General features: G+C 35.0%; 24 protein-coding genes. All 24 read left to right on the top strand.

From position 1 onward, the window contains the following. Position 1: 1 nt before the first annotated feature. The 24 genes from pstA (BP17_RS11275) to whiA all read left to right on the top strand — a co-directional run bounded on the left by pstA (BP17_RS11275) (position 2) and on the right by whiA (position 25,085). The gene (gene pstA, locus BP17_RS11275; RefSeq protein ID WP_035054456.1) at positions 2-817 is read left to right on the top strand and encodes a phosphate ABC transporter permease PstA; all 816 of its coding nucleotides are present in this window, start codon (positions 2-4) and stop codon (positions 815-817) included. Continuing rightward, on the top strand, positions 817-1,569 hold the full coding sequence (gene pstB / locus BP17_RS11270; protein ID WP_035054454.1) for a phosphate ABC transporter ATP-binding protein PstB: 753 nt from the start codon (positions 817-819) through the stop codon (positions 1,567-1,569). Before pstA (BP17_RS11275) ends, pstB (BP17_RS11270) begins: the two co-directional genes overlap by 1 nt. Positions 1,570-1,584: 15 nt before the next feature. Further along, a complete protein-coding gene (phoU, locus tag BP17_RS11265) occupies positions 1,585-2,286 on the top strand; it encodes a phosphate signaling complex protein PhoU (RefSeq protein ID WP_156956032.1) in 702 nt (233 codons plus the stop codon). Positions 2,287-2,545: 259 nt separating this feature from the next. Beyond that, complete coding sequence (locus tag BP17_RS11260; protein ID WP_035054451.1) at positions 2,546-3,409, top strand: phosphate ABC transporter substrate-binding protein PstS family protein; 864 nt, start codon at positions 2,546-2,548, stop codon at positions 3,407-3,409. 123 nt (positions 3,410-3,532) lie between these two features. Further along, complete coding sequence (gene pstC / locus BP17_RS11255; protein ID WP_035054450.1) at positions 3,533-4,456, top strand: phosphate ABC transporter permease subunit PstC; 924 nt, start codon at positions 3,533-3,535, stop codon at positions 4,454-4,456. Next, positions 4,453-5,337 (top strand): phosphate ABC transporter permease PstA, encoded by an 885-nt coding sequence (pstA, locus tag BP17_RS11250; RefSeq protein ID WP_035054449.1) that lies wholly within the window; start codon positions 4,453-4,455, stop codon positions 5,335-5,337. The genes pstC and pstA (BP17_RS11250) overlap by 4 nt, the downstream gene beginning before the upstream one ends. Before the next feature lie 56 nt (positions 5,338-5,393). Then, entirely contained in the window at positions 5,394-6,200 is an 807-nt protein-coding gene (gene pstB, locus BP17_RS11245) for a phosphate ABC transporter ATP-binding protein PstB (protein WP_035054448.1), read from the top strand. A gap of 12 nt (positions 6,201-6,212) precedes the next feature. After that, positions 6,213-6,977, top strand: a complete 765-nt coding sequence (pstB, locus tag BP17_RS11240; protein ID WP_035054446.1) for a phosphate ABC transporter ATP-binding protein PstB — start codon at positions 6,213-6,215, stop codon at positions 6,975-6,977. Between the two features lie 41 nt (positions 6,978-7,018). Further along, positions 7,019-7,699 (top strand): phosphate signaling complex protein PhoU, encoded by a 681-nt coding sequence (gene phoU / locus BP17_RS11235; protein ID WP_035054444.1) that lies wholly within the window; start codon positions 7,019-7,021, stop codon positions 7,697-7,699. A 216-nt stretch (positions 7,700-7,915) separates the two neighbouring features. Continuing rightward, the gene (locus BP17_RS11230; protein WP_035054442.1) at positions 7,916-8,560 is read left to right on the top strand and encodes an HD domain-containing protein; all 645 of its coding nucleotides are present in this window, start codon (positions 7,916-7,918) and stop codon (positions 8,558-8,560) included. Positions 8,561-8,714: 154 nt separating this feature from the next. Then, complete coding sequence (gene uvrA, locus BP17_RS11225) at positions 8,715-11,564, top strand: excinuclease ABC subunit UvrA (protein ID WP_035054439.1); 2,850 nt, start codon at positions 8,715-8,717, stop codon at positions 11,562-11,564. A gap of 459 nt (positions 11,565-12,023) precedes the next feature. Next, positions 12,024-13,616 carry a daptomycin-sensing surface protein LiaX gene (gene liaX, locus BP17_RS11220; RefSeq protein ID WP_035054437.1) on the top strand — a complete coding sequence of 531 codons (1,593 nt, stop codon included), beginning with the start codon at positions 12,024-12,026 and terminating at the stop codon, positions 13,614-13,616. A 41-nt stretch (positions 13,617-13,657) separates the two neighbouring features. Then, positions 13,658-13,954 (top strand): PspC domain-containing protein, encoded by a 297-nt coding sequence (locus tag BP17_RS11215; protein ID WP_035054435.1) that lies wholly within the window; start codon positions 13,658-13,660, stop codon positions 13,952-13,954. Further along, on the top strand, positions 13,954-14,301 hold the full coding sequence (locus tag BP17_RS11210) for a phage holin family protein (protein ID WP_035054433.1): 348 nt from the start codon (positions 13,954-13,956) through the stop codon (positions 14,299-14,301). Before BP17_RS11215 ends, BP17_RS11210 begins: the two co-directional genes overlap by 1 nt. A gap of 232 nt (positions 14,302-14,533) precedes the next feature. Continuing rightward, complete coding sequence (gene hprK, locus BP17_RS11205) at positions 14,534-15,466, top strand: HPr(Ser) kinase/phosphatase (protein ID WP_035054431.1); 933 nt, start codon at positions 14,534-14,536, stop codon at positions 15,464-15,466. 19 nt (positions 15,467-15,485) lie between these two features. Continuing rightward, positions 15,486-16,346: a prolipoprotein diacylglyceryl transferase gene (gene lgt / locus BP17_RS11200; RefSeq protein ID WP_035054429.1), complete on the top strand. Its 861-nt coding sequence runs from the start codon at positions 15,486-15,488 to the stop codon at positions 16,344-16,346. 21 nt (positions 16,347-16,367) lie between these two features. After that, positions 16,368-17,372: an NAD(P)H-dependent glycerol-3-phosphate dehydrogenase gene (locus BP17_RS11195; RefSeq protein WP_035054427.1), complete on the top strand. Its 1,005-nt coding sequence runs from the start codon at positions 16,368-16,370 to the stop codon at positions 17,370-17,372. Between the two features lie 48 nt (positions 17,373-17,420). Further along, positions 17,421-18,302, top strand: a complete 882-nt coding sequence (galU, locus tag BP17_RS11190) for a UTP--glucose-1-phosphate uridylyltransferase GalU (RefSeq protein ID WP_035054426.1) — start codon at positions 17,421-17,423, stop codon at positions 18,300-18,302. A 137-nt stretch (positions 18,303-18,439) separates the two neighbouring features. After that, positions 18,440-18,871: a tetratricopeptide repeat protein gene (locus BP17_RS11185; protein ID WP_035054425.1), complete on the top strand. Its 432-nt coding sequence runs from the start codon at positions 18,440-18,442 to the stop codon at positions 18,869-18,871. Positions 18,872-18,974: 103 nt separating this feature from the next. Further along, on the top strand, positions 18,975-19,934 hold the full coding sequence (gene trxB / locus BP17_RS11180) for a thioredoxin-disulfide reductase (protein WP_035054424.1): 960 nt from the start codon (positions 18,975-18,977) through the stop codon (positions 19,932-19,934). A gap of 266 nt (positions 19,935-20,200) precedes the next feature. Then, on the top strand, positions 20,201-21,928 hold the full coding sequence (locus BP17_RS11175) for a phospho-sugar mutase (protein ID WP_035054423.1): 1,728 nt from the start codon (positions 20,201-20,203) through the stop codon (positions 21,926-21,928). 268 nt (positions 21,929-22,196) lie between these two features. Continuing rightward, positions 22,197-23,084, top strand: a complete 888-nt coding sequence (gene rapZ, locus BP17_RS11170) for an RNase adapter RapZ (RefSeq protein ID WP_035054422.1) — start codon at positions 22,197-22,199, stop codon at positions 23,082-23,084. Further along, on the top strand, positions 23,081-24,094 hold the full coding sequence (locus tag BP17_RS11165; protein WP_035054421.1) for a gluconeogenesis factor YvcK family protein: 1,014 nt from the start codon (positions 23,081-23,083) through the stop codon (positions 24,092-24,094). The genes rapZ and BP17_RS11165 overlap by 4 nt, the downstream gene beginning before the upstream one ends. A gap of 34 nt (positions 24,095-24,128) precedes the next feature. Further along, entirely contained in the window at positions 24,129-25,085 is a 957-nt protein-coding gene (gene whiA, locus BP17_RS11160) for a DNA-binding protein WhiA (protein ID WP_035054420.1), read from the top strand. Positions 25,086-25,130: the final 45 nt, after the last annotated feature.

Raw genomic sequence — 25,130 nt, 5'->3', positions numbered from 1 at the left:
TATGGCCAGCAAATTAATGAGAGGTTTAATTTATTTAGCAGCAGCTGTAACGTTTGGATCATTGTTTTATGTTGTCGGATTTATATTAATTAAAGGGATACCCTACCTTAATATGGAAATGTTCGCATGGAACTATACAACCGATAATGTATCATTGATGCCCTCACTAATTACAACGTTTATCGTAGTAGGGATGACATTATTGATTGCGACTCCTATTGGTGTATTTACTGGTTTTTATTTAGTTGAATATGCAAAAAAAGGCAATAAATTCGTTGAAATTATTCGAATTGCAACGGACACTTTAGCAGCAGTACCATCAATTGTCTATGGATTGTTTGGGATGTTATTTTTTGTTACTTTTTTAGGATTTCAATATTCTGTTTTAGCAGGAGTATTGACCTCCGTAATCATGGTTTTACCTTTGATCATTCGCTCAACGGAAGAAGCTTTATTAGCTGTAAATGATTCATTAAGAGAAGCTAGTTTTGCTTTAGGTGCAGGTAAATTAAGAACGATTTCTAAAGTCATTTTACCCGTTTCAATGCCAGGTATTTTATCGGGTGTAATCCTTGCTAGCGGAAGAGTTGTCGGCGAGACAGCAGCACTATTGTACACGTTAGGAAGTTCAACCAACTTGCCAGATAGTTTGTTTTCTTCAGGAAGAACGCTAGCTTTGCACATGTATGTTTTATCAAGTGAAGGAACTCATGTAAATGAATCATATGCAACAGGGGTTGTATTAATTGTATTTGTTTTAGTTATTAACGGATTGTCAACATTTTTGAGTAACAGACTGACAAAGGGGACAAGATAATGAGTAAATTAAGCATAAAAAATGTAAATCTATTCTATGATGATTTTCAAGCTTTACACAATGTTAATTTAGAAATCCCTAAAAATAAAATCACTGCTTTTATCGGACCATCAGGTTGTGGTAAATCGACTTTGATCAAGAGTTTGAATCGAATGAATGATTTGATTGAAGGTTGCAAGATTGAGGGAGAAATTCTCTTAGATGAAAAAAATATTTATAAAAAAGATTTTAATGTAAATGAGCTACGTAAAAAAGTTGGCATGGTTTTTCAACAACCGAACCCATTTCCAATGAGTATTTATGACAATATTGCTTATGGACCCAGAACGCATGGTGTCAAAGATAAAAAGACGCTGGATAAATTAGTAGAAAAAAGTCTTCGAGGAGCAGCCATTTGGGAGGAAGTAAAAGATGATTTGAAAAAAAATGCCTTATCTCTATCTGGTGGACAACAACAAAGAATCTGCATCGCACGCGCATTAGCAGTTGAACCTGAGATATTATTAATGGATGAGCCTACAAGTGCCTTAGATCCTATCTCGACAGCTAAAATCGAAGAATTAGTTACTGTTTTAAAAGAAGATTATACGATTGTAATGGTAACTCATAATATGCAACAAGCCTCTCGTGTTTCTGATAGAACTGCCTTTTTCTTGAATGGGGTAATTGTTGAGACCGGAGAGACAAGAAAAATATTTACAAATCCTAAACAAAAACAAACAGAAGATTATATTTCAGGTCGTTTTGGTTGATCATCCTAATAAGAAATGGGGGAGAATGAATTGAGAAAAACATTTGAAAAAGAGCTCGCGAATCTACATGTTCATTTTTCTGAAATGGGTATGATGGCTAATGAAGCCATCTATAAATCGGTTAAGGCGTTTACGAATCATGATAAAGAACTAGCTCAACAGGTTATTGAAAATGATATATTGATCAATGCACGAGAAATAGAGTTAGAAAAAAAATGTTTTGAACTGATTGCATTGCAACAGCCTGTTACAAGTGATCTAAGGAGAATTGTAACAGTCATGAAAGCTAGTGCTGATTTAGAAAGAATGGGAGATCATGCGGTAAGTGTAGCTAAATCGACTATTCGAGTTAAAGGAAATAAAAGAGTTCCTAAAATTGAAGCAGAAATAGCCGTGCTTTCAGAAAAAGTAAAAGTGATGGTTGAAGGTGTGCTAAAAGCCTATATTAAAGAAGACGCCAATAAAGCAAAAAGTCTAGCAACAGCTATTAATGATATTGATCATAAGGTTTATGAAATTAATAAACAATGTATTGATGAAATGAAAGAGGATCCTGAATTGGTTTTAGGAGCTACAGATTATATGCTTGTAGCAAGTTATTTAAAACGAATCGGTGATTATGGTACAAATATTTGTGAATGGATCGTCTATTTAAAAACTGGTAAAGTTGTAGAGTTAAATACAAGTAAAAAGCAAATAATAAATAATAAAATATGAACAAATTGCTATTTTAAAGTTGGAATTAGATAAGAGAAATCTCATTTAGATTTTGGGGAAATAACTAAATAAAAAAGCGTCAAATAGAGCTAAAGCTTTATTTGACGCTTTTTTGTAGTCTTTTATTTTGAAAAAAGGTAAAATGATATCAGAATACAATGTTCTTTACGTAAAATTTACAATTATCTTATGTAACTTTTTGTATATTACGTTATTATTAAGAAGTATGTAATTTAGGTAAATACCTAGGAGGTATAAAATGAAACTAAAAAATAGTCGGCTTATGTTAATTATCGCATTTGGGTTTGTTCTGACAGCGTGTGGACCGGTGGTAGAACAAGAGTCCATCACAGTAGTTGGATCAACTGCTTTACAACCTCTTGTGGAAGCGGCCGGTGAACAATTCGGTTCTGAAAATGCTGGTAAATTTATTAATGTACAAGGTGGAGGTAGTGGAACTGGATTAAGCCAAATTGCTGCAGATGCAGTAGATATTGGGAATTCAGATATTTTTGCGGAAGAAAAAGAGGGTATAGATGCTTCTAAATTAGTAGACCATCGCGTAGCTGTGGTAGGTATTACTCCTATCGTTACACCAGGTACTGGAGTAACGGATATCAGCTTAGAAGAATTAAACAAAATTTTTAGAGGAGAAATCACTAATTGGTCAGAACTTGGTGGTAAAGATTTGACAATAACAGTATTAAATCGTGCTTCTGGGAGTGGAACCCGTGCAACATTTGAACAATGGGTACTAGAAGAAGGCCAAAAAAGTATCATTACGCAAGAACAAGAATCAAGTGGTACAGTACGACAAATTGTTGCCAGTACTCCAGGTACGATCAGCTACGTTGGTTTTTCATATGTAAATGAGGATGTTGTTGCTTTATCAATAAATGGAGTAGAACCAACAGTTGAAAATGTAAAAACAAATGATTGGGTAATCTGGTCTTATGAACACATGTATACGAATGGTGAACCTACTGGTTTGACAAAAGATTTTCTTGAATACATTTTATCTGACGAGGTTCAATCAACCTTAATTGAAGCAGTCGGCTACATTCCAACCAGTCAAATGGAAGTAGAGCGAGATGTTGAGGGGAATAGAGTTCCTGTAGAATAGATAAATTAATGCAGAGCAAGATCAAGCAGAAGAACAGATAGCATATCGTTGAAGACGGCTATTTAATATGAAAATTCGCCTTCAACTTGTTTTGTTATATTTGATATAAGAGGAGGGCTTCTTTTGGAAGAGATTCAAGCAAGATTACTTGGAAACTCAAAAAAAGGCAGACTGGAAAAATTAGGGAAAACGATTAGTTTTATTTGTATCGCGATTATCGTACTTGTAGTTGCTTCAATTTTGTATTTTGTTACCAGCAAAGGACTCTCTACGTTCTTTATAGATGGCATTTCTTTTTGGGATTTCTTAACCGGTTCAGTATGGAATCCTGGTAATGTTGGCGAAAATGGTCAACCACTTGTTGGAGCACTTCCGATGATTACAGGATCATTTTTAGTTACCTTGCTTTCAGCAGCATTAGCCACACCTTTTGCAATCGGTGCAGCAATTTTCATGACGGAAATTTCACCAACAACTGGTAAAAGAATTCTACAGCCGGTTGTTGAATTGTTAGTAGGAATCCCATCTGTTGTTTATGGATTCATTGGATTAACAGTAATCGTTCCTTTTTTCCGCTCTATTTTTGGGGGTACTGGATTTGGGATCATATCCGCTACTTTAGTACTATTCGTTATGATTTTACCAACAGTAACAAGCATGGCGGTAGATGCGCTAAATGCGGTGCCCAGATATTACCGTGAAGCCTCTCTTGCTATGGGTGCAACAAGATGGCAAACTATTTATAAAGTTGTATTAAGAAGCGCAACACCAGGCTTGTTGACAGCAGTTGTTTTTGGGATGGCACGTGCCTTTGGAGAAGCTTTAGCTGTTCAAATGGTTATCGGGAATGCAGCGTTAATGCCAACCGATTTAATCACACCTGCGTCAACCTTAACCAGTATTTTGACTATGGGTATGGGGAATACAGTTATGGGTACATTAGAAAACAATGTTCTTTGGTCTTTAGCTTTGATTTTAATGGTCATGGCACTATTCTTTAATATCTTAACGCGTTGGATCGGTAAGAAAGGGGCTATAAAAAAATGAATGCAAAAAAGTGGGATAAATTCGCAGTCGGCGTCTTGTACGCTTTATCAATCGTAATTGTTCTTATTTTATTCAGCCTTTTAGCTTTTATTCTAGTGCGAGGCGTACCGCAAATTTCATGGGAATTTTTAACTCGACCAACAAGATCGTTTCAAGCTGGTGGTGGGATTGGCATTCAATTATTTAATTCATTCTACTTATTGTTCTTAACAATGCTGATCAGTACGCCTTTAGCTTTAGGTGCGGCTATCTATTTATCAGAATATGCACGACAAAATTGGTTAACAGATGTCATCAGAACGGCGATAGAAGTATTGAGTTCTTTGCCTTCTGTAGTTGTTGGACTTTTTGGATTTTTGATTTTTGTTATTCAATTTGGTTATGGATTTTCAATCCTCTCTGGAGCTCTCGCACTAACGATCTTCAATCTGCCTTTATTAACAAGAACTATTGAAGATTCTTTGCAAGCTATACCGAGTATTCAAAGGGAAGCTGGACTGGCTTTAGGGTTGTCTCGTTGGGAAACAGTTACTCGTATTATTTTTCCCGCAGCTTTACCTGGGATTTTAACCGGTATGATTTTAGCAGCCGGACGTGTTTTTGGAGAAGCAGCAGCTTTGATTTATACGGCTGGACAAAGTGCACCTGCGCTAGATTTTACCAACTGGAATCCACAATCGATCACTAGTCCGTTAAATATTACGAGACCAGCTGAAACATTGGCGGTCCATATATGGAAAATCAACAGTGAAGGTGTAATGCCAGACGGAGCACAAGTGTCTGCAGGAGCTTCAGCTGTATTGGTCATTGCAGTATTGCTGTTTAATTTAGTTGCTCGTTACTTAGGAAGACAACTTCAAAAGAAAGCTACTTCTGCTTAATAACTACTATAAATGGAGTACAGTAAAGATTCAGTTAGACTAGGAGGATTTGAGTAATGCCCAATCAAGCTAAATTAGAAACAAATATTTTAAAAATGTCTCCCGGTACGACGATTGATCTATCTACCGAAGACCTACATGTTTGGTATGGCGAGAATGAAGCCATTAAAGGAGTTTCATTAGAATTTGAAGAAAACAAGATTACTTCTCTCATTGGACCGAGTGGTTGTGGAAAATCAACTTACTTACGTTCTTTAAACCGCATGAATGATGAGATTGAAGCTGCTAAAGTTACGGGAAAAATCATGTATAAAGGTATTGATGTAAATGCTAGAAACGTTGATGTCTATGAAGTACGCAAAAATATCGGAATGGTGTTTCAAAGGCCTAACCCGTTCAGTAAATCAATTTATAATAATATTGCATTTGCTTTAAGACGACATGGGATCAAAGATAAAAATGTATTAGATGAAGCAGTGGAAACTAGCTTAAAACAAGCTGCTTTGTGGGATCAAGTAAAAGACCAACTAAATAAAAGTGCGTTAGCATTATCTGGTGGGCAACAACAACGTCTATGTATCGCAAGAGCCATTGCTCTTAAACCAGATATTTTGTTATTAGATGAACCGGCAAGTGCATTGGACCCTATTTCCACTAGTCAAGTAGAAGAAACACTCTTACAATTGAAAGAAGATTATTCTATTGTTATTGTTACTCACAATATGCAGCAAGCTTCCCGAATCAGTGACTATACTGCTTTCTTTTATGTTGGGAATGTTATTGAGTATGATGAAACGAGAAAAGTTTTTACTCGTCCAAAGATTCAAGCAACAGAAGATTATGTATCCGGTCATTTTGGTTAGGAGGAAAAAACAGTGAGCAACGACAATTTTATTATTGAAACTAAAGACGTTCATTTATATTATGGCGATAATGAAGCTTTAAAAGGTGTATCGTTAGATTTTAAGCCGAAAGAAATCACAGCATTGATCGGCCCTAGTGGTTGTGGAAAATCAACATTTTTGAGAACTTTGAACCGTATGAATGATTTAATCCCAAATGTCACCATTACTGGTAATGTGATGTTTGAAAATAGAGACATCTATAGCCCTAAAATGGATACTGTAGAATTAAGAAAAAAAGTTGGCATGGTGTTTCAACAACCTAATCCGTTCCCTTTTTCGATATATGAAAATGTTGCTTATGGTTTGAAAATTGCAGGAATGAAAGACAAAGCGAAAATGGATGCCATTGTTGAAGAAAGTCTAAAAAAAGCAGCTGTTTGGGAAGATGTTAAAGATAAATTGCATAAAAGTGCTCTCTCCCTTTCAGGAGGACAGCAACAACGGGTTTGCATCGCACGAGTATTAGCAATTGAGCCATCTGTTATTCTGTTGGATGAGCCAACAAGTGCTTTGGACCCAGGTTCAAGTGCAAAAATTGAAAATATGTTATTAGAGCTGAAAAAAGAGTACACATTGATAATCGTTACGCATAATATGCAACAAGCTTCAAGAATTTCAGACAATACAGCCTTCTTCTTAAATGGACATTTGATCGAATATGGAAAAACAAGACAAATCTTTACAAGTCCAAAAGAAAAGGAAACAGAGGACTATATTTCTGGACGTTTTGGATAATTTATTGCATAATTAAGAAAATGGTATAGGAGTGATAGAAAATGAGACGCGTATTTGAAGAAGAACTAAATAATCTACACGTTCGTTTTTTTGAAATGGGTAAAATGGTTAATGAAGCCATTTATAAATCAGTCAAAGCATTTGTAAACCATGACAAAGAACTTGCTCAAGAAGTAATCGATGCAGATGTAGAAATCAATAGACATGAAATCAATCTGGAAAAACAATGTTTTGAAATGATTGCTTTGCAACAACCGGTCACAACAGACTTAAGAAAAATTGTAACGGTCATGAAGGCATGTGCCGATCTTGAACGGATGGGAGATCATGCGGTAAGTATTGCAAAATCAACTATTCGAGTAAAGGGCACTAAACGTATATATGAAGTCGAAGCAGAAATTGCTGAAATGTCTGAAAAAGTTAAAATAATGGTTCAAGGCGTTTTAGATGCTTATGTAAATTTTGATGCAGAAAAAGCTAAAAAAGTAGCTTTAAGTGATCGGTCAGTAGATAAAGATGCAAAAAGAATTCATCATGATTGCATTGAACACATGAAAGTTGATTCAGAAATCGTATTAGGAGGATCAGATTATATGTTGGTTGCTGGATACCTAGAACGAATTGGGGACTATGTAACTAATATTTCTGAATGGATCGTTTATTTGGATTCTGGCAAAGTAGTTGAATTAAATGCTCATAACAAAAGTACTCCTATAAAATAAAATGAGTAAGACGACTGGAATAAGTATTCTAGTCGTCTTTTTTTATGGCTCTAGGTCAATGGTGTAGATCTGGTAAATCAAGTACATGAAATCTTTTGACTAATGCTATTTTTAAAATGAGTATAAGATTAGGTGTTTAAAATTAGGCTTCTTTTGCTTTAATAGGTGTTATATGTTAGGATTATGAAAATTTACCAAAGGGAAGGGTGAAACGAAATGGGGATGCACCAATATATTAAAAGTTTGAGTGATTTAGAAAATATTTTCCGTTGTCCAGGAAAGTTTAAATACGAAGAGCACTCTGTCGCAGCACATTCTTTTAAAGTTTCTCAGATCGCTCAATTTCTAGGAACTGTAGAAGAACAAGCAGGATATGAGGTTAACTGGCGCGCATTATATGAAAAAGCGCTCAATCATGATTATACAGAACTATTTATAGGAGATATAAAAACACCAGTCAAATACGCCACGCCTGAATTAAGAGAATTGTTAGCAGACGTAGAAGATTCAATGACCGAAAACTTTATAAAAAAAGAAATTCCAAAAGAATTTCAAGCCGCTTATTCTGAACGATTAAAAGAAGGAAAAGATGATACTCTGGAAGGTCAAATTTTATCTGTTTCAGATAAAATCGATCTATTGTATGAATCTTTTGGAGAAATCCAAAAAGGCAATCCTGAACGGGTATTCACAGAAATATATGAAGAATCTTTAACAACTATTTTAAAGTTTAAACATTTGACGAGCGCAACCTATTTTTTGAAAGAAGTGTTGCCAGATCTATTAAGTAGTAGTTTTACTAATCAAGATCAATTACAAAAAATAACTCAAAGAATTGTTTCTGATTCGTTAATAAAATAAATATGAACAAATGTTCGCCAAAGTGAATGAATTATGATAAACTAATAAGATATGAATAGGGTGCAAATTGCTATCCTATTTTTTGTGTTCCCATTAAAATTAAATTTATAAATAAATTAGAAACGTAAAAATAACTAAAAAAGGAAGTAAGTATATGGCACATGATAAGATTACCGTCAAGGGTGCTCGTTCGCATAATCTGAAAGATATTGACGTAACCATACCTAGAGATAAATTAGTTGTGGTAACTGGATTATCTGGGTCTGGTAAAAGCTCCTTAGCTTTCGATACTTTGTATGCGGAAGGGCAAAGACGCTATGTTGAAAGCCTCTCAGCATATGCTCGTCAATTTCTTGGTCAAATGGATAAACCAGACGTAGATAGTATAGAAGGATTAAGTCCAGCTATCGCTATTGATCAAAAATCAACCAGTAAAAACCCACGTTCCACAGTAGGAACGGTCACGGAAATCAACGATTATTTAAGATTGCTCTATGCTCGTATAGGCCACCCAATTTGTCCAAATGATGGGACTGAAATTTCTAGTCAGTCTGTTGAACAGATGGTGGATCGTATACTTGAATATCCTGAGCAAACTAAAATTCAACTATTAGCCCCAATTGTTACTGGTAAAAAAGGACAGCACAAGAAAATTTTTGATAAAATTAAATCTGAAGGTTATGTACGTGTACGAGTAGATAAAGAAATGTACGATATTTCTGATGATATTGAGTTGGAGAAAAATAAAAAACACGATATTGAAATTGTTATCGATCGAATCGTAGTGAAAGAGGGTATTCGTTCACGTTTATTTGATTCTTTTGAAGCAGCCTTACGCTTGGCGGAAGGTTATGCAATTGCGGACATTATGGGACAAGAGGAAGTTCTATTTAGTGAGCACTATGCTTGTCCGCACTGTGGATTTAGTGTTGGTGAATTAGAACCTCGATTGTTTTCGTTTAACTCCCCCTTTGGTTCTTGCCCAGTTTGTGATGGTTTGGGTGTTAAACTAGAAGTTGATATTGATCTAGTCGTTCCGGATAAAAGCTTATCATTAAAAGATGGAGCTATTTTGCCTTGGAACCCAATCAGTTCGAATTACTATCCACAGATGTTAAAACAAGCCTGCAAACATTTTAACATTGATCAAACGATTCCATTTGAAGAGTTGCCGAAAAAAGATCAAGAGTTAATTTTGTATGGCTCAAATGGAGAATTATTCCATTTTCATCATAAAAATGATTTTGGTGGTATGCGTGATGTAGATATTCCTTTTGAAGGTATACTGACGAACATTGAAAGACGTTACCGTGAAACGAGTAGTGATTTTACAAGAGACCAAATGCGATTATATATGAATGAGTTAACTTGTCAAACTTGTGGGGGAAAAAGATTAAGTCCAGAAGCGTTATCGGTGAAAGTTGCTGGGAAAGATATTGGCGAAGTCTGTGAATATCCTATTGAGAATTCTATTCAATTTTTTATTGATTTACCTTTGTCTGAGCAAGAAAAAATGATTGCAAGACCTATCTTGAAAGAAGTGAATGATCGCTTATCTTTCTTGAAAAATGTTGGATTAAATTATCTAACACTGAGTCGAACGGCTGGAACATTGTCAGGTGGGGAAGCACAACGTATTCGTTTAGCAACCCAAATTGGCTCTAATTTATCAGGTGTTTTGTATATACTAGATGAACCTTCAATCGGACTTCATCAAAGAGATAACAATCGTTTAATTGAATCGTTAAAAAAAATGCGTGATTTAGGAAATACATTGATTGTAGTCGAACACGATGAAGACACAATGATGGCAGCGGATTATTTGATTGACATAGGTCCAGGTGCTGGTGAAAAAGGTGGCGAAATCATGGCCATCGGAACACCTGAAGAAGTTGCTAATAATAAAAATTCATTAACCGGTGCTTATTTATCTGGGAAAAAATTTATACCTGTTCCAAAAGAGCGAAGAGCAGAAGATAAAGGTGTTATTCGTGTTATTGGGGCAGCTGAAAACAACTTAAAGAATGTGAATGTCGATTTTCCATTAGGTCGTTTTATAGCTGTTACAGGTGTTTCGGGATCAGGTAAAAGCTCTTTAGTCAATGCTGTTTTGAAAAAAACATTGTCTCGTGATTTAAATCGTTCAAAACAAAAACCTGGAAAATACAAGTCGATTGAAGGATATAAAGGGTTAGAAAAAGTGATCGATATCGATCAAAGTCCAATCGGGCGAACACCTCGAAGCAATCCAGCAACCTATACAAGCGTGTTTGATGATATCCGCGACTTATTCGCCCAAACGAATGAAGCTAAAATAAGAGGGTATAAAAAAGGGCGTTTTAGTTTCAACGTAAAAGGTGGCCGTTGTGAAGCTTGCAGAGGAGATGGAATCCTAAAAATTGAGATGCATTTCCTTCCTGACGTGTATGTACCATGTGAAATATGCCATGGTACACGTTACAATTCGGAAACTTTAGAAGTTAGGTACAAAGGTAAAAATGTCTCAGACGTGCTGAATATGACAGTTGAGGAAGCCGTTATCTTTTTTGAAAATGTTCCTAAAATTCGCAAAAAAATTCAAACCATTATTGATGTAGGATTAGGGTATGTGACACTTGGTCAACCGGCTACAACATTATCAGGTGGAGAAGCCCAACGTATGAAGTTAGCTAGTGAATTACGCAAAAGTTCAAATGGAGATAATTTCTATATCCTAGATGAACCGACTACAGGGTTGCATACAGATGATATTGCACGTTTACTAGTGGTATTAAATCGATTAGTTGAAGCGGGTAATACCGTCTTAGTCATTGAGCATAATTTAGATGTGATTAAAACGGCTGACTATGTGATCGACTTAGGTCCAGAGGGTGGAGCTGGTGGTGGTACTATTGTCGCTACAGGTACACCAGAAGAAGTAGCTAAGGCGAAGAAAAGCTATACCGGTAAGTATCTAGATGAAATCTTAAAAAGAGATAAAAAAAGAGAGAAAAATATAAATTGATTCAATAAAAGCATATTTTTTTAAAAGGGGTACATCAAACTGATTCATTACAGTTTGGTTTACCCTTTTTTAGGTCCATAATTTTTAGCATAAGTGGATTAGTTTAGTCCATTATTAGGGTTTTTTTGAAAGAATAGGTTGTTACCTTCAAACAGGAAAATTAAACTAATTTAATTCCTAACAAATTAGTTTATTGTATCGCCCTAATTGGTTAAACAGCTTTTTTTAAAGTGTTTCTTTTTAAATTTTTTTTGTTTCATGTTAAACTAATCGTGAAGAGCTTGACTCTTGTTGAGACTATGTAATGACCATAAAATCGTACTTAAGTCCTATGACAAATTTCTTTAGATGACGCATAATAATGATAAGAACAAAGGCACAGCGTAGCCTAAGAAAATAGCAGCTAACCATTATCATTCATTATTAAATAAACTAGAAGAATTTAAGGAGGAACTGACCATGAAACAAAGAGAAAGAATACTCGAGTTAGTCAAACAAGGAATTATCTCTACTGAAGAAGCTTTAGTATTATTAGAAAATGCAGCAAAAAAAGAAGGCAAAGAAGCAATTAAGAAAGAACAAGCGCATACTCATACTGAAGAACAAAAAAATATTCCGCCTATTCCACCTAAAGGTCCTGAAGACCCTCAATTTGAAGACTTGACAAGTACTCCTGAATTTTCAACATCTGAAAAAAACAATCAAGCTGAAGACTTTTCTAGTGAAGAACAAAAGGACCGTGAGCAGCTTGAAAAAATATTAGAAAGCCTATCCAATGAAGCTTCCTCTTACTCGGTTAAATTAGATGAAAAAAATCTAGAAATTGCTACAGTCAAAAGCAAACTTAGATTAGTTCAAGAAAAACTAATGGTACTTGAAACGAAGGAAGATTTAGAAGGATTAAATACTGAAAAAGCACCAGAAATGAAGCAAATGAAAAATGAAATCAATGAATTAAAAGTGCAACTTGAAGACTTAGAAGAGGATAAAGTAGCATTGGAAAATCAGTTGAAGACGGTAAAAAGAAAACAATGGGGAACCCAAAAGAAACAAATTACAGAGAAATTTGAGATACCTGAAGATTGGAAAGAAACAATGGATGAAACGTTGAACCAAGTAACGGGTAAAGTAGTCGATACTGGAAACCAATTCGGTAAGTTTATGAAAAACACCTTCTCAAGTGTAATGGAAAATATGGATTGGAAAGATTTAAATGTTCGTGTTCCTGGCTTAGCTTCAACTAAATTCACACATGAATTCAACTATCCTGAAAGTTCTGTATCTATTCTAGATATAAAAGTTGCAAACGGAAACGTATTATTTAAAAATTGGGATAGCCAAGACATCAAAGTAGCAGCTGAAATAAAAATATATGGAAAATTAGATACAGCAACTCCGTTAGAAGCTTTTGAAAAACGAAGTACTGTTGAAGTAACAGAAGAAAAAATGGTATTCCATGTTCCAAATAAACGGATACGTTGTGACTTAGTCTTCTATCTTCCTAATAGAGTGTATGATCATACAGCGATTAATTTGTTGAATGGGAATGTGAAGTTTGAAGATTTAGAAGGAAAAGATTTCTACGTCAAATGTACAAATGGAAATGTAATTTTCCAAAATCTTACGGCAACAATGTTGGAAACTGATGGTGTTAATGGTACTGTTACAGTAGAAAATAGCACTGTGAGAGATTTGATGGTGAAAAGTGTAAATGGTGGAATCATCACACATGGTAAAATTAAGAGCGGGAATTTATCAACGGTTAATGGAACTGTAAAAGTTACTTTAGAAGGCGAAGACTTGACTCGTATGGCAGCTTCTTCTGTCAATGGCAGCGTAAAAGTATCCTTCCCTAAAAACTATAGCGTTGAGGGCGAAGCGAAAAGTAATTTAGGAACTATTCAAAATCGTGTTGAAAATCTTGAGGTATTAAAAGAAAAAAAAGATCGTATAAGTCAACTTCTAGAATTTAGAAGAATAAAGGATACTCAACTATTAGTGTTGAAATTAGAAACAACAACAGGTGATATTCTTTTGAAAGAAGCAGAATAAAGCAGTTAATAGAGCTAAAAAAATAAGTGAGGTGAATGGATATGAAAAAATTAACAAAATCAAGAGATAATAAGATGGTTAGCGGGGTGCTAGCTGGAATTGCAGAATATTTTGGCTTTGATCCAACTTTACTTCGTATTATTTACGGAGCAGCTACTTTGATTGGAGTGGGAACGCCTTTTATTCTTTATATCGTTCTAGCTATACTGATTCCTGAAGCACCTAGATATAACGATCATAAAAATCCTACTATGCATGGATTTAACCCAAGTAATAATGATTCAGAAAAAAAAGAACCACGAAAAAAAGTTGATGAGGAAGACTGGAGTGACTTTTAATGAGATTTCTGCAAAAAATTATTGTTAACGCAGTGCTCTTTTTAGCCTTAGCTGGTTTTTTGCAAAATATGTTCTATGTGGAAAATATCTGGGTATCATTAGGTGCTAGTATTGTCTTGGCACTATTAAACATGGCTGTAAAACCAGTGTTGTTTATCTTATCATTGCCTATTACTATCTTAACGCTAGGATTATTTACAATAGTTATAAATGCGGGAATGTTAAGTTTGACCTCTGCTATTGTAGGGAGTGGTTTTGCATTTTCATCTTTTGGAGCGACTATGCTTATTGCCATGTTAATATCACTAGTCAATATGCTGATAAATAGCCAGTTCAGAAAACCTTAATAAGTAGAAAAGGATTGGGACAATTACTTTTGTCTCAATCCTTTTTTTTATTAAATTAAAATTGGAAAATCAGGCATTCTTAAAGCATTTCATATTTTTGAATAGGTTTTCTTTTGATTTCCTTTAAACGGTATCATTAACATGGTAAAATGAGAATTATCTAGTGTTTTTAAAGCGAAAAAATAAAGTAATCAAAATGAAAAAATGATTTTTAGAATAGAGGAGAAAAATTATGACTAAAAGTGTGACTGTAAAAAAATTAGTGGACTCTCTGAATTTAGTAGTACATAACGGAGAGGAATTTCTTGATCGTGAAATTTTAACTGAGGATATTTCACGTCCAGGCCTAGAACTAACTGGCTATTTTAATTATTATCCCCAGGAGCGTATCCAATTGTTTGGAAAAACGGAAATATCATTCTCTGAACAAATGACTAGTGATGAGCGGCTGATCGTCATGAGAAGAATGTGTCATGTAGAAACTCCAGCTTTTCTTGTTGCAAGAGGGTTGACACCCCCAAAAGAATTGGTACAAGCAACCACTGAAAAAGAAATTCCTTTACTTTCATCTAAACAATCGACTACGCGATTATCGAGTAATGTAACCAATTTTCTAGAAGCACAGCTAGCTGAACGAATATCTATGCATGGCGTATTAGTAGATATATATGGAATGGGTGTTATGATCACTGGAGATAGTGGTGTAGGTAAAAGTGAAACAGCTCTAGAATTAATTCAAAGAGGTCATCGACTAGTAGCAGATGATCGAGTTGAAATGTACATGATGGATGATAGGAAAATTGTGGGAGAACCACCTGAAATTTTAAGCCATTTACTTGAAATTCGTGGAGTTGGTATTATAGATGTTGTGAATTTGTTTGGTGTTGGTTCAATTCGGTTAAGCAAAATAGTTAACCTAGTTGTTAATTTAGAGTTATGGGACAAAGAAAAAACCTATGACAGACTGGGTAGCGGAGATGAAAAAAAACGCATTTTAGATGTCGATATTCCAAAAATCTCAATTCCTGTTAAAACAGGACGAAATTTAGCCGTTATCATTGAGAGTGCTGCTATGAATACCCGAGCAAAAAATATGGGGTATAATGCTACCGAAACCTTTGAACGAAATTTAGAAAATTTGATCAAAAAAAATTCGCTTGAATAGTAAGGATGGAGATTAAAAGATGAACAGATTTTTAGGGACTATTGATCCAATAGCTATTTCATTTGGGCCATTAGAGATATATTGGTACGGAGTCATTATAGCTTCAGCCATATTTGTAGCTATTTTTCTAAGTACACGAGAAGCAGAAAAAAGAGGAATCAAAGGGGATCATATCGTAGATATGGCTCTTTGGGCATTACCAATAGCTTTTATTGGAGCACGATTATATTATGTGTTGTTTGAATTAGGTTATTATATTGAAAATCCTGGTCAAATCTTGGCAATTTGGAATGGTGGTATAGCAATCTACGGCGGCTTGATCGCTGGAGGATTAACAGTATATTGGTATACAAAAAAGAATGGTATTCCAATATGGTTAATGCTAGATATCTTGGCGCCTAACGTATTGCTTGCTCAAGCTATTGGCCGTTGGGGAAATTTTATGAACCAAGAAGCACATGGTGGAGAAGTAACTAGATCATTTTTAGAAAACTTGTTTTTGCCTGAATTTATTATCAAACAAATGGAAATTGGTGGCGTTTATTATCACCCTACTTTTCTTTATGAATCACTATGGAGCTTATTTGGTTTTATGTTAATTATAGTGTTGCGCAATAAAAAACAGTTATTGCGACAAGGTGAAGTGGCATTGAGTTATGTACTTTGGTATTCTTTTGGACGTTTCTTTATTGAAGGTCTTAGAACGGATAGCTTATGGATTTTTAATTTTATTCGTGTATCGCAAGCTTTATCTTTAGTCCTATTTTTAGGAACAATTTATCTATGGTTCAATAGAAGAAGAGATTATCCACCTGTTCCGTATTATACAGATGGAATGAAGCAAGAAAAAAAGAAAAAAATTTCAAAAAAAAAGCAATAGAGATAAAGGAGTCTGAATAAGATGTCAAAGAAAGTAGCTGTTTTAGGAGCGGGTTCCTGGGGGACAGCTTTAGCAATGGTGTTAGAAGAAAATGGGAATGCTGTTTGCTTATGGAGCCATAAAACAAAACAAGCAGATGAAATCAACATTAAACATACCAACAAAAGTTATCTGCCTTCTGCCGTTTTAGCTGAAAATATTAAAGCAACTTCTCTTGTTGAAGAAGCAATCAAAGATGCAGATGTTATTGTTTTTGTGATCCCAACGAAAGCCATTCGTGAAGTAGCGAAAAGTATTGTACCTTTTATAACTAAGTCAACGGTTATCGTTCATGCAAGTAAAGGGTTAGAGCAAGAGAGTCATAAACGTATTTCAGAAATATTAGAAGAAGAAATCCCAGAAAGCAAAAGACAAGCTGTGGTAGTTTTATCTGGTCCAAGTCATGCTGAAGAAGTAGCGGTCAAAGATCTAACAACCATCACTGCGGCTTCAAAAAGCGAAGAAGCTGCTAAAGTAGTTCAGGATTTGTTTATGAACGATTATTTTAGAGTATACACAAATAACGATATTATCGGAGTTGAACTAGGGGCTGCTTTGAAAAACATTATCGCAGTAGGTGCTGGAGCATTGCAAGGACTAGGTTATGGAGACAATGCAAAAGCAGCTTTGATGACCAGAGGACTGGCCGAGATAAGTCGTTTAGGGGTAGCGTTTGGAGCAGATCCTATGACTTTTCTAGGATTAAGCGGTGTAGGAGACTTGATCGTGACTTGTACGAGTGTCCACTCTAGAAACTGGAGAGCGGGTTACATGTTAGGTAAAGGTAACAGTTTGAAAGAAGTTCTCGAAAGTATGGGAATGGTTGTAGAAGGAATCGCAACGACTAAAGCTGCATACGAATTAGCCAAACAAAAGGAAATTGAGATGCCAATCACTGCAGCAATCTACGAAGTACTGTACAATGGAGCTAACGTGGAAGATATCATCGTTTCTTTAATGAAACGGGATGGCAAATCTGAAGCATAAAATAGGGAATAAATAACTATCATCTAATTAATTGGGGGAATACAATATATGCAAAAAGTACGCAAAGCAGTTATTCCGGCTGCAGGGTTAGGAACAAGATTTTTACCAGCAACAAAAGCGATGGCTAAAGAAATGTTGCCAATCGTAGACAAACCAACGATTCAATTTATTGTTGAAGAAGCAATCAACTCGGGAATTGAAGATATTCTAATTGTAACTGGAAAAAGCAAAAGGCCTATTGAGGATCACTTTGACTCTAATCCAGAATTAGAAGCGAATCTAAAGTCTAAAGGAAAAATGGAACTGTTAGAATTAGTCGAAGAAACAACAGGTTTAAACTTGTTTTTCGTTCGCCAATCTTATCCAAAAGGTTTAGGAGATGCTGTCTTACAAGCTAAAGCATTTGTTGGAAATGAACCATTTGTTGTGATGCTTGGAGATGACTTGATGGAAGATGAAGTTCCTTTAACAAAACAATTGATCAATGGATACGACAAAACGCATGCATCAAATATTGCAGTGATGAAAGTTCCACATGAAGAGACATCTAAATATGGTATCATCGATGTTGAAGGACAAGTAGATGAAACCACATATAATGTTCGTCGTTTTGTTGAAAAGCCAAATCCTGAAGATGCTCCAAGTGATTTAGCAATCATTGGTCGTTATCTTTTAACTCCTGAAATTTTTGATATTTTAGAAAACCAAGAACCAGGAGCTGGAAATGAAATCCAATTAACAGATGCAATCGATACCTTAAATAAAACGCAACGTGTATTTGCGCATGAGTTTAAAGGAATTCGTTACGATGTTGGAGATAAATTTGGTTTCTTAAAAACAAGTATTCAATATGGCTTGAAACATCCAGAAATTAAAGATTCATTGAATGAATACATTATTGAGTTGGGTAAGAAATTAGAAAACGAATAAAATTAAACCGTTCAACAAAAAGATGAATGTATCATAGTTCATCTTTTTTTGTATCCAAAAGGATAAACAAGAACTATTAAAAACAAGGTTTATATGCTATAATGGTATGCAAATGTTACTTTAGAGGAGGGCTGCACATGTCTGAAATAGAAAATCAAAAGGCGACGATTATAGAAGTTATTCCAACAAGTGAATTCTATTTTCAACGGGGAATAATTGCGTTTCAAAAGAATGAAATGGATCGTGCAAAAAAATACTTCTCACGAGCAGTAACATTATCTAAAAATGAAGAAGAAAGTATTTTTGCTTCTTGTCAGTTAGCAATTTGCCATCAACATACTGGTGATTATGATGAATCAATTGAAATTTTAAATGAATTGATTGAAAAAAACGGCGATATTTTTGCGGAGGCTTATTATTTTCAAGCAAATAATTACGCTTTTAAAGATGATTTAGAACAGTCGCTAATATTTGTTGAACAATATCTTATACTTGATCCCGAGGGTGATTTTGTTGGAGAAGCATCTGAACTGCAAGAAACACTTAAGATGGAATTGAATGATTTCTAATAGATTGGTTTAATTACTTTTAATTTGTAAGTGAAATGTGTGGCGGTTTTAGTCTAAAAGGTGTAAACTAATTGAAACGAGTAAGGAAAATGAGGGATTTATTATGGAAATAGAAGAAAAAATTTATGATGTAGTCGTTATCGGAAGTGGTCCAGCAGGAATGACAGCTGCTTTATATGCCTCAAGATCAAATTTATCTACGCTTATGTTAGAACGCGGATTACCTGGCGGACAGATGAACAATACGGCAGAAATAGAAAATTATCCCGGATTTAATAGTATTTTAGGACCAGAATTATCAGAAAAAATATTTGAAGGTTCAAAACAATTTGGAGCAGAATATGCTTATGCAGATGTTCAAGAAGTTCAACAAGGAGTAGCATACAAAACGATTTTTGCAGGAAAGAAAACCTTTAAAACTCGTGCAATTATTATAGCAACGGGAGCAGAATATCGTAAATTAGGTGTCAGTGGTGAAAATGAGTACAATGGTCGTGGAGTATCTTATTGCGCTGTCTGTGATGGGGCTTTCTTCCGTAATAAAGAATTGGTTGTTGTTGGTGGAGGAGACTCTGCTGTTGAAGAAGGAGCGTATTTAACTCAATTTGCCAAAAAAGTAACGATTATTCACCGTCGTGACGAGTTAAGAGCTCAAAAAATCCTTCAAGATAGAGCATTTAAAAATGAAAAAATCGATTTTATTTGGGATTCTACTGTAGAAAGTATTTACGGAGATGACAATAAAGTGACAGGTGTCAAAGTTAGAAATGTTCACACAAATGATGTGCAAGAATTTGCTGCTGATGGTGCATTTATTTATGTTGGTATCCTACCAAATACGGATAAGTTCATAGATTTGGGAATCACAGATGAAGAAGGCTGGATTCCAACTAATGAAACAATGGAATCTTCACAACCTGGAATTTTCGCAATAGGTGACGTTCGTGCAACACCATTGCGTCAAGTTGCAACAGCTGTTGGAGATGGTAGCCTAGCAGGCAATGCTGTTTTTCATTATGTTGAAAAATTAAAAGAAAGCTTAGAAGCAAAAGTTGCCAACTAAAAATAAAAAGCCAGTATAGGTAACGTTCAAGAAAAATGAATAAGTATAAAAGAAGAAATGAGAGAAATCTTGTTTCTTCTTTTTTTGATTTAAAATAAAGTATGAAATTGTTTTTTTTCTGGTGAAATCTATTGATAATGAATGAATTAAATTATTAGAAACTCATTTAGATTGAAATGTGTGTAAGGAAGAATAAGAAGTGTTATACTTATGAGGTAAGCGTTAACGAAATATGAAAAAACTAAATTAGTAAAGGGTGAATTAAAATGAGCTGGAAAGATACTTATCAACTTTGGGAAAATTTTAGCGATTTAGAAACTGAATTAAAAGATGAATTGAAATCTTTAAAAGATGATTCGCATACATTAGAAGATGCATTTTATGCTCCACTAGAATTTGGAACTGCAGGTATGCGCGGTGTTATTGGTGCTGGTGTTAACCGGATGAATGCTTATACTGTTAGACAAGCAACAGAAGGACTAGCTCTTTTTATGGACAGTCTTGGAGAAGAGACACTAAAACGCGGAGTTGCTATAGCTTATGATTCAAGGCACAAATCACCAGAATTTGCTATGGAAGCTGCAAAGACGCTTGGAGCACATGGAATTCCTGCTTTTGTCTTTGAAAGTCTTCGCCCAACGCCAGAACTATCTTTTGCCGTTCGTCACTTGCATGCATTTGCAGGTATCATGATTACGGCAAGTCATAATCCGGCAGAATATAATGGGTATAAAGTCTATGGAGAAGATGGCGGACAAATGCCACCTAAAGAAGCAGATGCATTAACAGCATATGTTCGAAGTGTTGAAAACATGCTTGAAATCAAAGTATTATCAAAAGAAGAACTTGAATCTCAAGGGTTGCTTACGATTATTGGCGAAGATGTAGATAGTGAGTACTTAGAGAATATAAAAAGTGTTACCGTTAATCCAGAACTAGTGAAAGAAATGAGCAAAGAGATGAAATTGGTCTACACGCCGCTTCACGGAACTGGAAAAATGATAGGTGAGAGAGCCTTAAAAAATGCTGGTTTTGAATCCATTTATCTTGTACCAGAACAAGCTGAAGCAGATCCTGATTTCCCGACAGTTAAATCACCTAATCCTGAGGAACCAGGTGCATTTGAATACGCGATTAAATTAGGTAAAGAAGTGGATGCCGACGTATTAGTGGCAACAGATCCAGATGCTGACCGTCTAGGAATAGCCGTTAAGACATCTGAAGGTTATTACGAGGTATTGACCGGAAACCAAATTTCAAGTTTGATGTTGCATTATTTGTTGACTGCGCATAAGGAAGCTGGAACATTACCTGGAAATGGTGTTGTACTTAAATCAATCGTATCGAGTGAATTACCTACGCAAATTGCTGAAAGTTTTAGTGTTGAAATGGTAGATGTGTTAACGGGATTTAAATTTATAGCTGAAAAAATCAAACAATATGAATCAGATGGAAGCAAAACCTTTTTATTCGGTTTTGAAGAAAGCTATGGTTACCTTGTTGCACCATTTGTACGTGATAAAGACGCCATTCAAGCTCTTGTGTTGATTGCTGAAGTAGCTGCCTATTATAAAAAAAATGGAGATACCTTATATGACGGATTGAGAAGAATTTTCTATGATTATGGTTACTTTAAAGAAAAAACAATCTCTATCAGCATGCAAGGAATCACCGGAGCTGAAAAAATAAAAGCTTTAATGGTGAAATTCCGTGAAGAAGCTCCGAAAGAATTTGCTGGTATTGCGGTAAATTGTGTAGAAGATTTCTCAACTAGCAAACGTACGCTGCAAGACGGCACGATAGAAAAAATTGACTTGCCTAAAGCAGATGTTTTGAAATACAAATTGGTAGATAATAGTTGGATCGCTATTCGACCTTCTGGAACTGAACCGAAAATAAAATTTTATATTGGCGCATGTGATGACTCAGGTGTCGAAATCGAACGTAAAGTCGTTCTTCTTGAAGAGAGCATTAATGCACTTGTAAATGAATAAAATAAGAATGTAGATCTACTTTTTGACATTCATTTTAGAAAAGCCTAAAAACAACGCAGAGAATCAATACTGTGTTGTTTTTTATTTAAAGATTTTAACGTGGTTAAATATTTGAAATTGAATACACATAAAATTTCTTCCATAAACTAAATGACTAAGAAACAATTAAGTTTTATTGAAAAGATTGAGATGACCTATACATGAAACACCCGGAGTGCTATAATTAACTAGATGAAATAAAAAGCACCAAAAGAAAGAGGCGAATAAGATGGTAGATAGTCTACAATTAGTCATTCTTACTGGAATGAGTGGAGCGGGTAAAACTGTGGCAATGCAAAGTTTTGAGGATATAGGCTATTTTTGCGTGGATAATATGCCACCAAGTTTATTGCCGAAATTTTGGGAATTAGTTAAAGAATCTGGTAAATTAACAAAAATTGCTTTAGTAATCGATTTGCGTTCGAGAGCTTTTTTTGATGAAATTGTAACGGCCTTAGAATCAATGGATAACACATCTCTTGTTACAACAAAAATCGTCTTTTTAGACGCTAATGATGAAGAATTGGTCTCTCGTTATAAAGAAACCCGTCGAACACATCCTTTAGCAATGAATGGACGAGTTATCGTAGGGATAAAAAAAGAACGAGAATTACTAGAAGAAATAAAAGGACGGGCGCAAATTGTTATTGACACTTCAAAATTAACACCGCGTCAATTAAGAGAAAAAATCAATGATGATTTTAAAACAGCTGAGACCGAGACGTTTAGAATTGAGATGGTTTCATTTGGATTTAAATATGGATTGCCTATTGATGCAGATGTAGTTATGGATGTACGCTTTTTGCCTAATCCTCATTACATTGATAACTTAAGACCCTTAACTGGGCAGGATAAGCCCGTATATGATTACGTGATGAAACAACCAGAAACAGAAATGTTCTACCGTAAGTTCACAGATTTGTTGGAATATATTTTACCGGGTTATAAAAAAGAAGGTAAAAACAACGTTACGATTGCCATTGGTTGTACAGGTGGTAGACACCGTTCTGTAGCTTTGGTTGAACGGATTGCACAAAAAATTAAAATTGATGGCTATCCTGTTCATGTTACTCACCGTGATGAAGGAAAGGTTAAAGAATCGGTGAATCGTTCATGATACAAGAAAGAAAAAAAAATAGACCAAAGATAGTGGTCATTGGTGGAGGAACTGGGTTACCCGTCATTTTAAATGGCTTAAAATCAAAGCAAGCAGATGTAACTGCAATCGTAACGGTTGCTGATGATGGGGGAAGCAGTGGAACACTGAGAAATTATGCTAATATTGTTCCCCCAGGAGATATTCGCAATGTTTTAATTTCTCTCTCTAACATTCCTATGTCTCAAAAGGATATCTTTCAGTACCGATTTGATACACATGATCACTTTTTAGCTGGACATTCAATCGGAAATCTAATCATTGCTGCCATGTCTGAAATGCGAGGCAGTATTTTTGAGGCAATCCAGCTATTGTCTAAAATGATGATGGTTGATGGACATGTTTATCCAGCCGCAGAAGAAGCGTTGATTTTGCATGCTATTTTTGAAGACGGTTCTAGAATTTCAGGTGAATCTAAAATTGCAAAAGAAAGAAAAAAAATAGAAAGAGTGTATGTAACAACAACAGAGGAAGATCATGAGGCTAAAGCTTCTAGAAAAGTGATTGCTGCTATTCATGATGCAGATATGGTCGTATTAGGTCCTGGAAGCTTATTTACAAGTATTCTACCTAATTTAATGATTAATGACTTAGGCAAAGCAGTCACGGAAACCGAAGCTAAAGTGGTGTATATTTGTAACATAATGACTCAACTGGGCGAAACAGAAAATTTTACTGATGCAGATCATGTCTGTGTATTACATCAACACTTAAATAAAAAATTTATTGATACTGTTTTGGTCAATATTGGCGAAGTGCCAGAAAATTATATGGATACTGAACGGTACAATGAGTATTTAGTACAAGTAACACATAATTTTAAAAAACTTGCAGAGGAAGTTCCTTCCATTATATCGGATGATTTCCTTGAATTAAGAAATCAAGGGGTCTTTCATAATGGAGAAAAAGTTGTAGATGAATTATTTAAAATGGCTTTTGATAACAGACGTGTAGAAAGAAAAAATAGTTAGTAAACCAACTTTAAAAGAGAAAGGAGGCTGTCATATGTCTTATGCTTCAGAAGTGAAAAAAGAATTAACGCAATTAGAAGTTCATAGAGAGCATGCTAAAGCTGAATTAGCCGCATTGATTCGCATGAATGGGACAGTTGGTTTGGTGGATAAGAAATTCATTCTAAATGTACAAACTGAGAATGCTGCCATTGCACGTAGAATTTATGTTTTGTTAAAAGATCATTTTGATGTTGAAAGTGAACTACTGGTGCGCCGGAAAATGAAACTAAAGAAAAATAATATTTATATTGTGCGATTAAAACAAGGAACTCAAGAAGTTCTTTCAGATTTATCTATTATGGAAGGTATGTTTCTTCATAGCCATGTTTCAGATGAAGTAATAGGCAATACGCAAAAAGTCAAATCTTATTTACGTGGTGCATTTTTAGCAGGAGGATCAGTCAATAATCCAGAAACGAGTCGTTACCATTTGGAGATCCATTCAAGTTATGAGGAGCATAATGATGATATTTGTCAAATGATGAATCAATTTGGTATGAATGCTCGTACACTAGAAAGACGGAATGGGTATATTACTTATTTGAAGGAAGCCGAAAAAATTGCTGATTTTCTAGCCTTGATTGGGGCAACTAGCGGTATGCTTAAATTTGAAGATGTCCGCATTATCAGAGATATGAGGAATTCAGTCAATCGGTTGGTCAACTGTGAAAATGCTAATTTAAATAAGACGATTGATGCGGCTAGTAAGCAAATTGAAAGCATCAAGTTCATTGATGATACAATTGGATTAGATAAGATACCTTCAAAATTAAGAGAAATTGCACTGGTCCGTTTAGAAAATCCTGAAGTAACTTTAAAAGAATTGGGAGAAATGATTCCGAGTGGAACAATCAGTAAGTCTGGAATCAATCATCGATTACGTAAACTGAATGAGATGGCAGAAAAATTGGGAACAAAAAAACGTGATAAGATTGATATAAGTATCTGAGATAAAAAAAGCTAGGTTAGTTATGAGAAAAAACTTCATTACAAG

It is taken from the genome of Carnobacterium pleistocenium FTR1, from assembly GCF_000744285.1.
In the GTDB taxonomy this organism is placed as follows: Bacteria; Bacillota; Bacilli; order Lactobacillales; family Carnobacteriaceae; genus Carnobacterium_B; species Carnobacterium_B pleistocenium.
The sequence above is the reverse complement of the archived record's forward strand: the minus strand, read 5'-3'. Positions and strand labels throughout refer to the sequence as shown.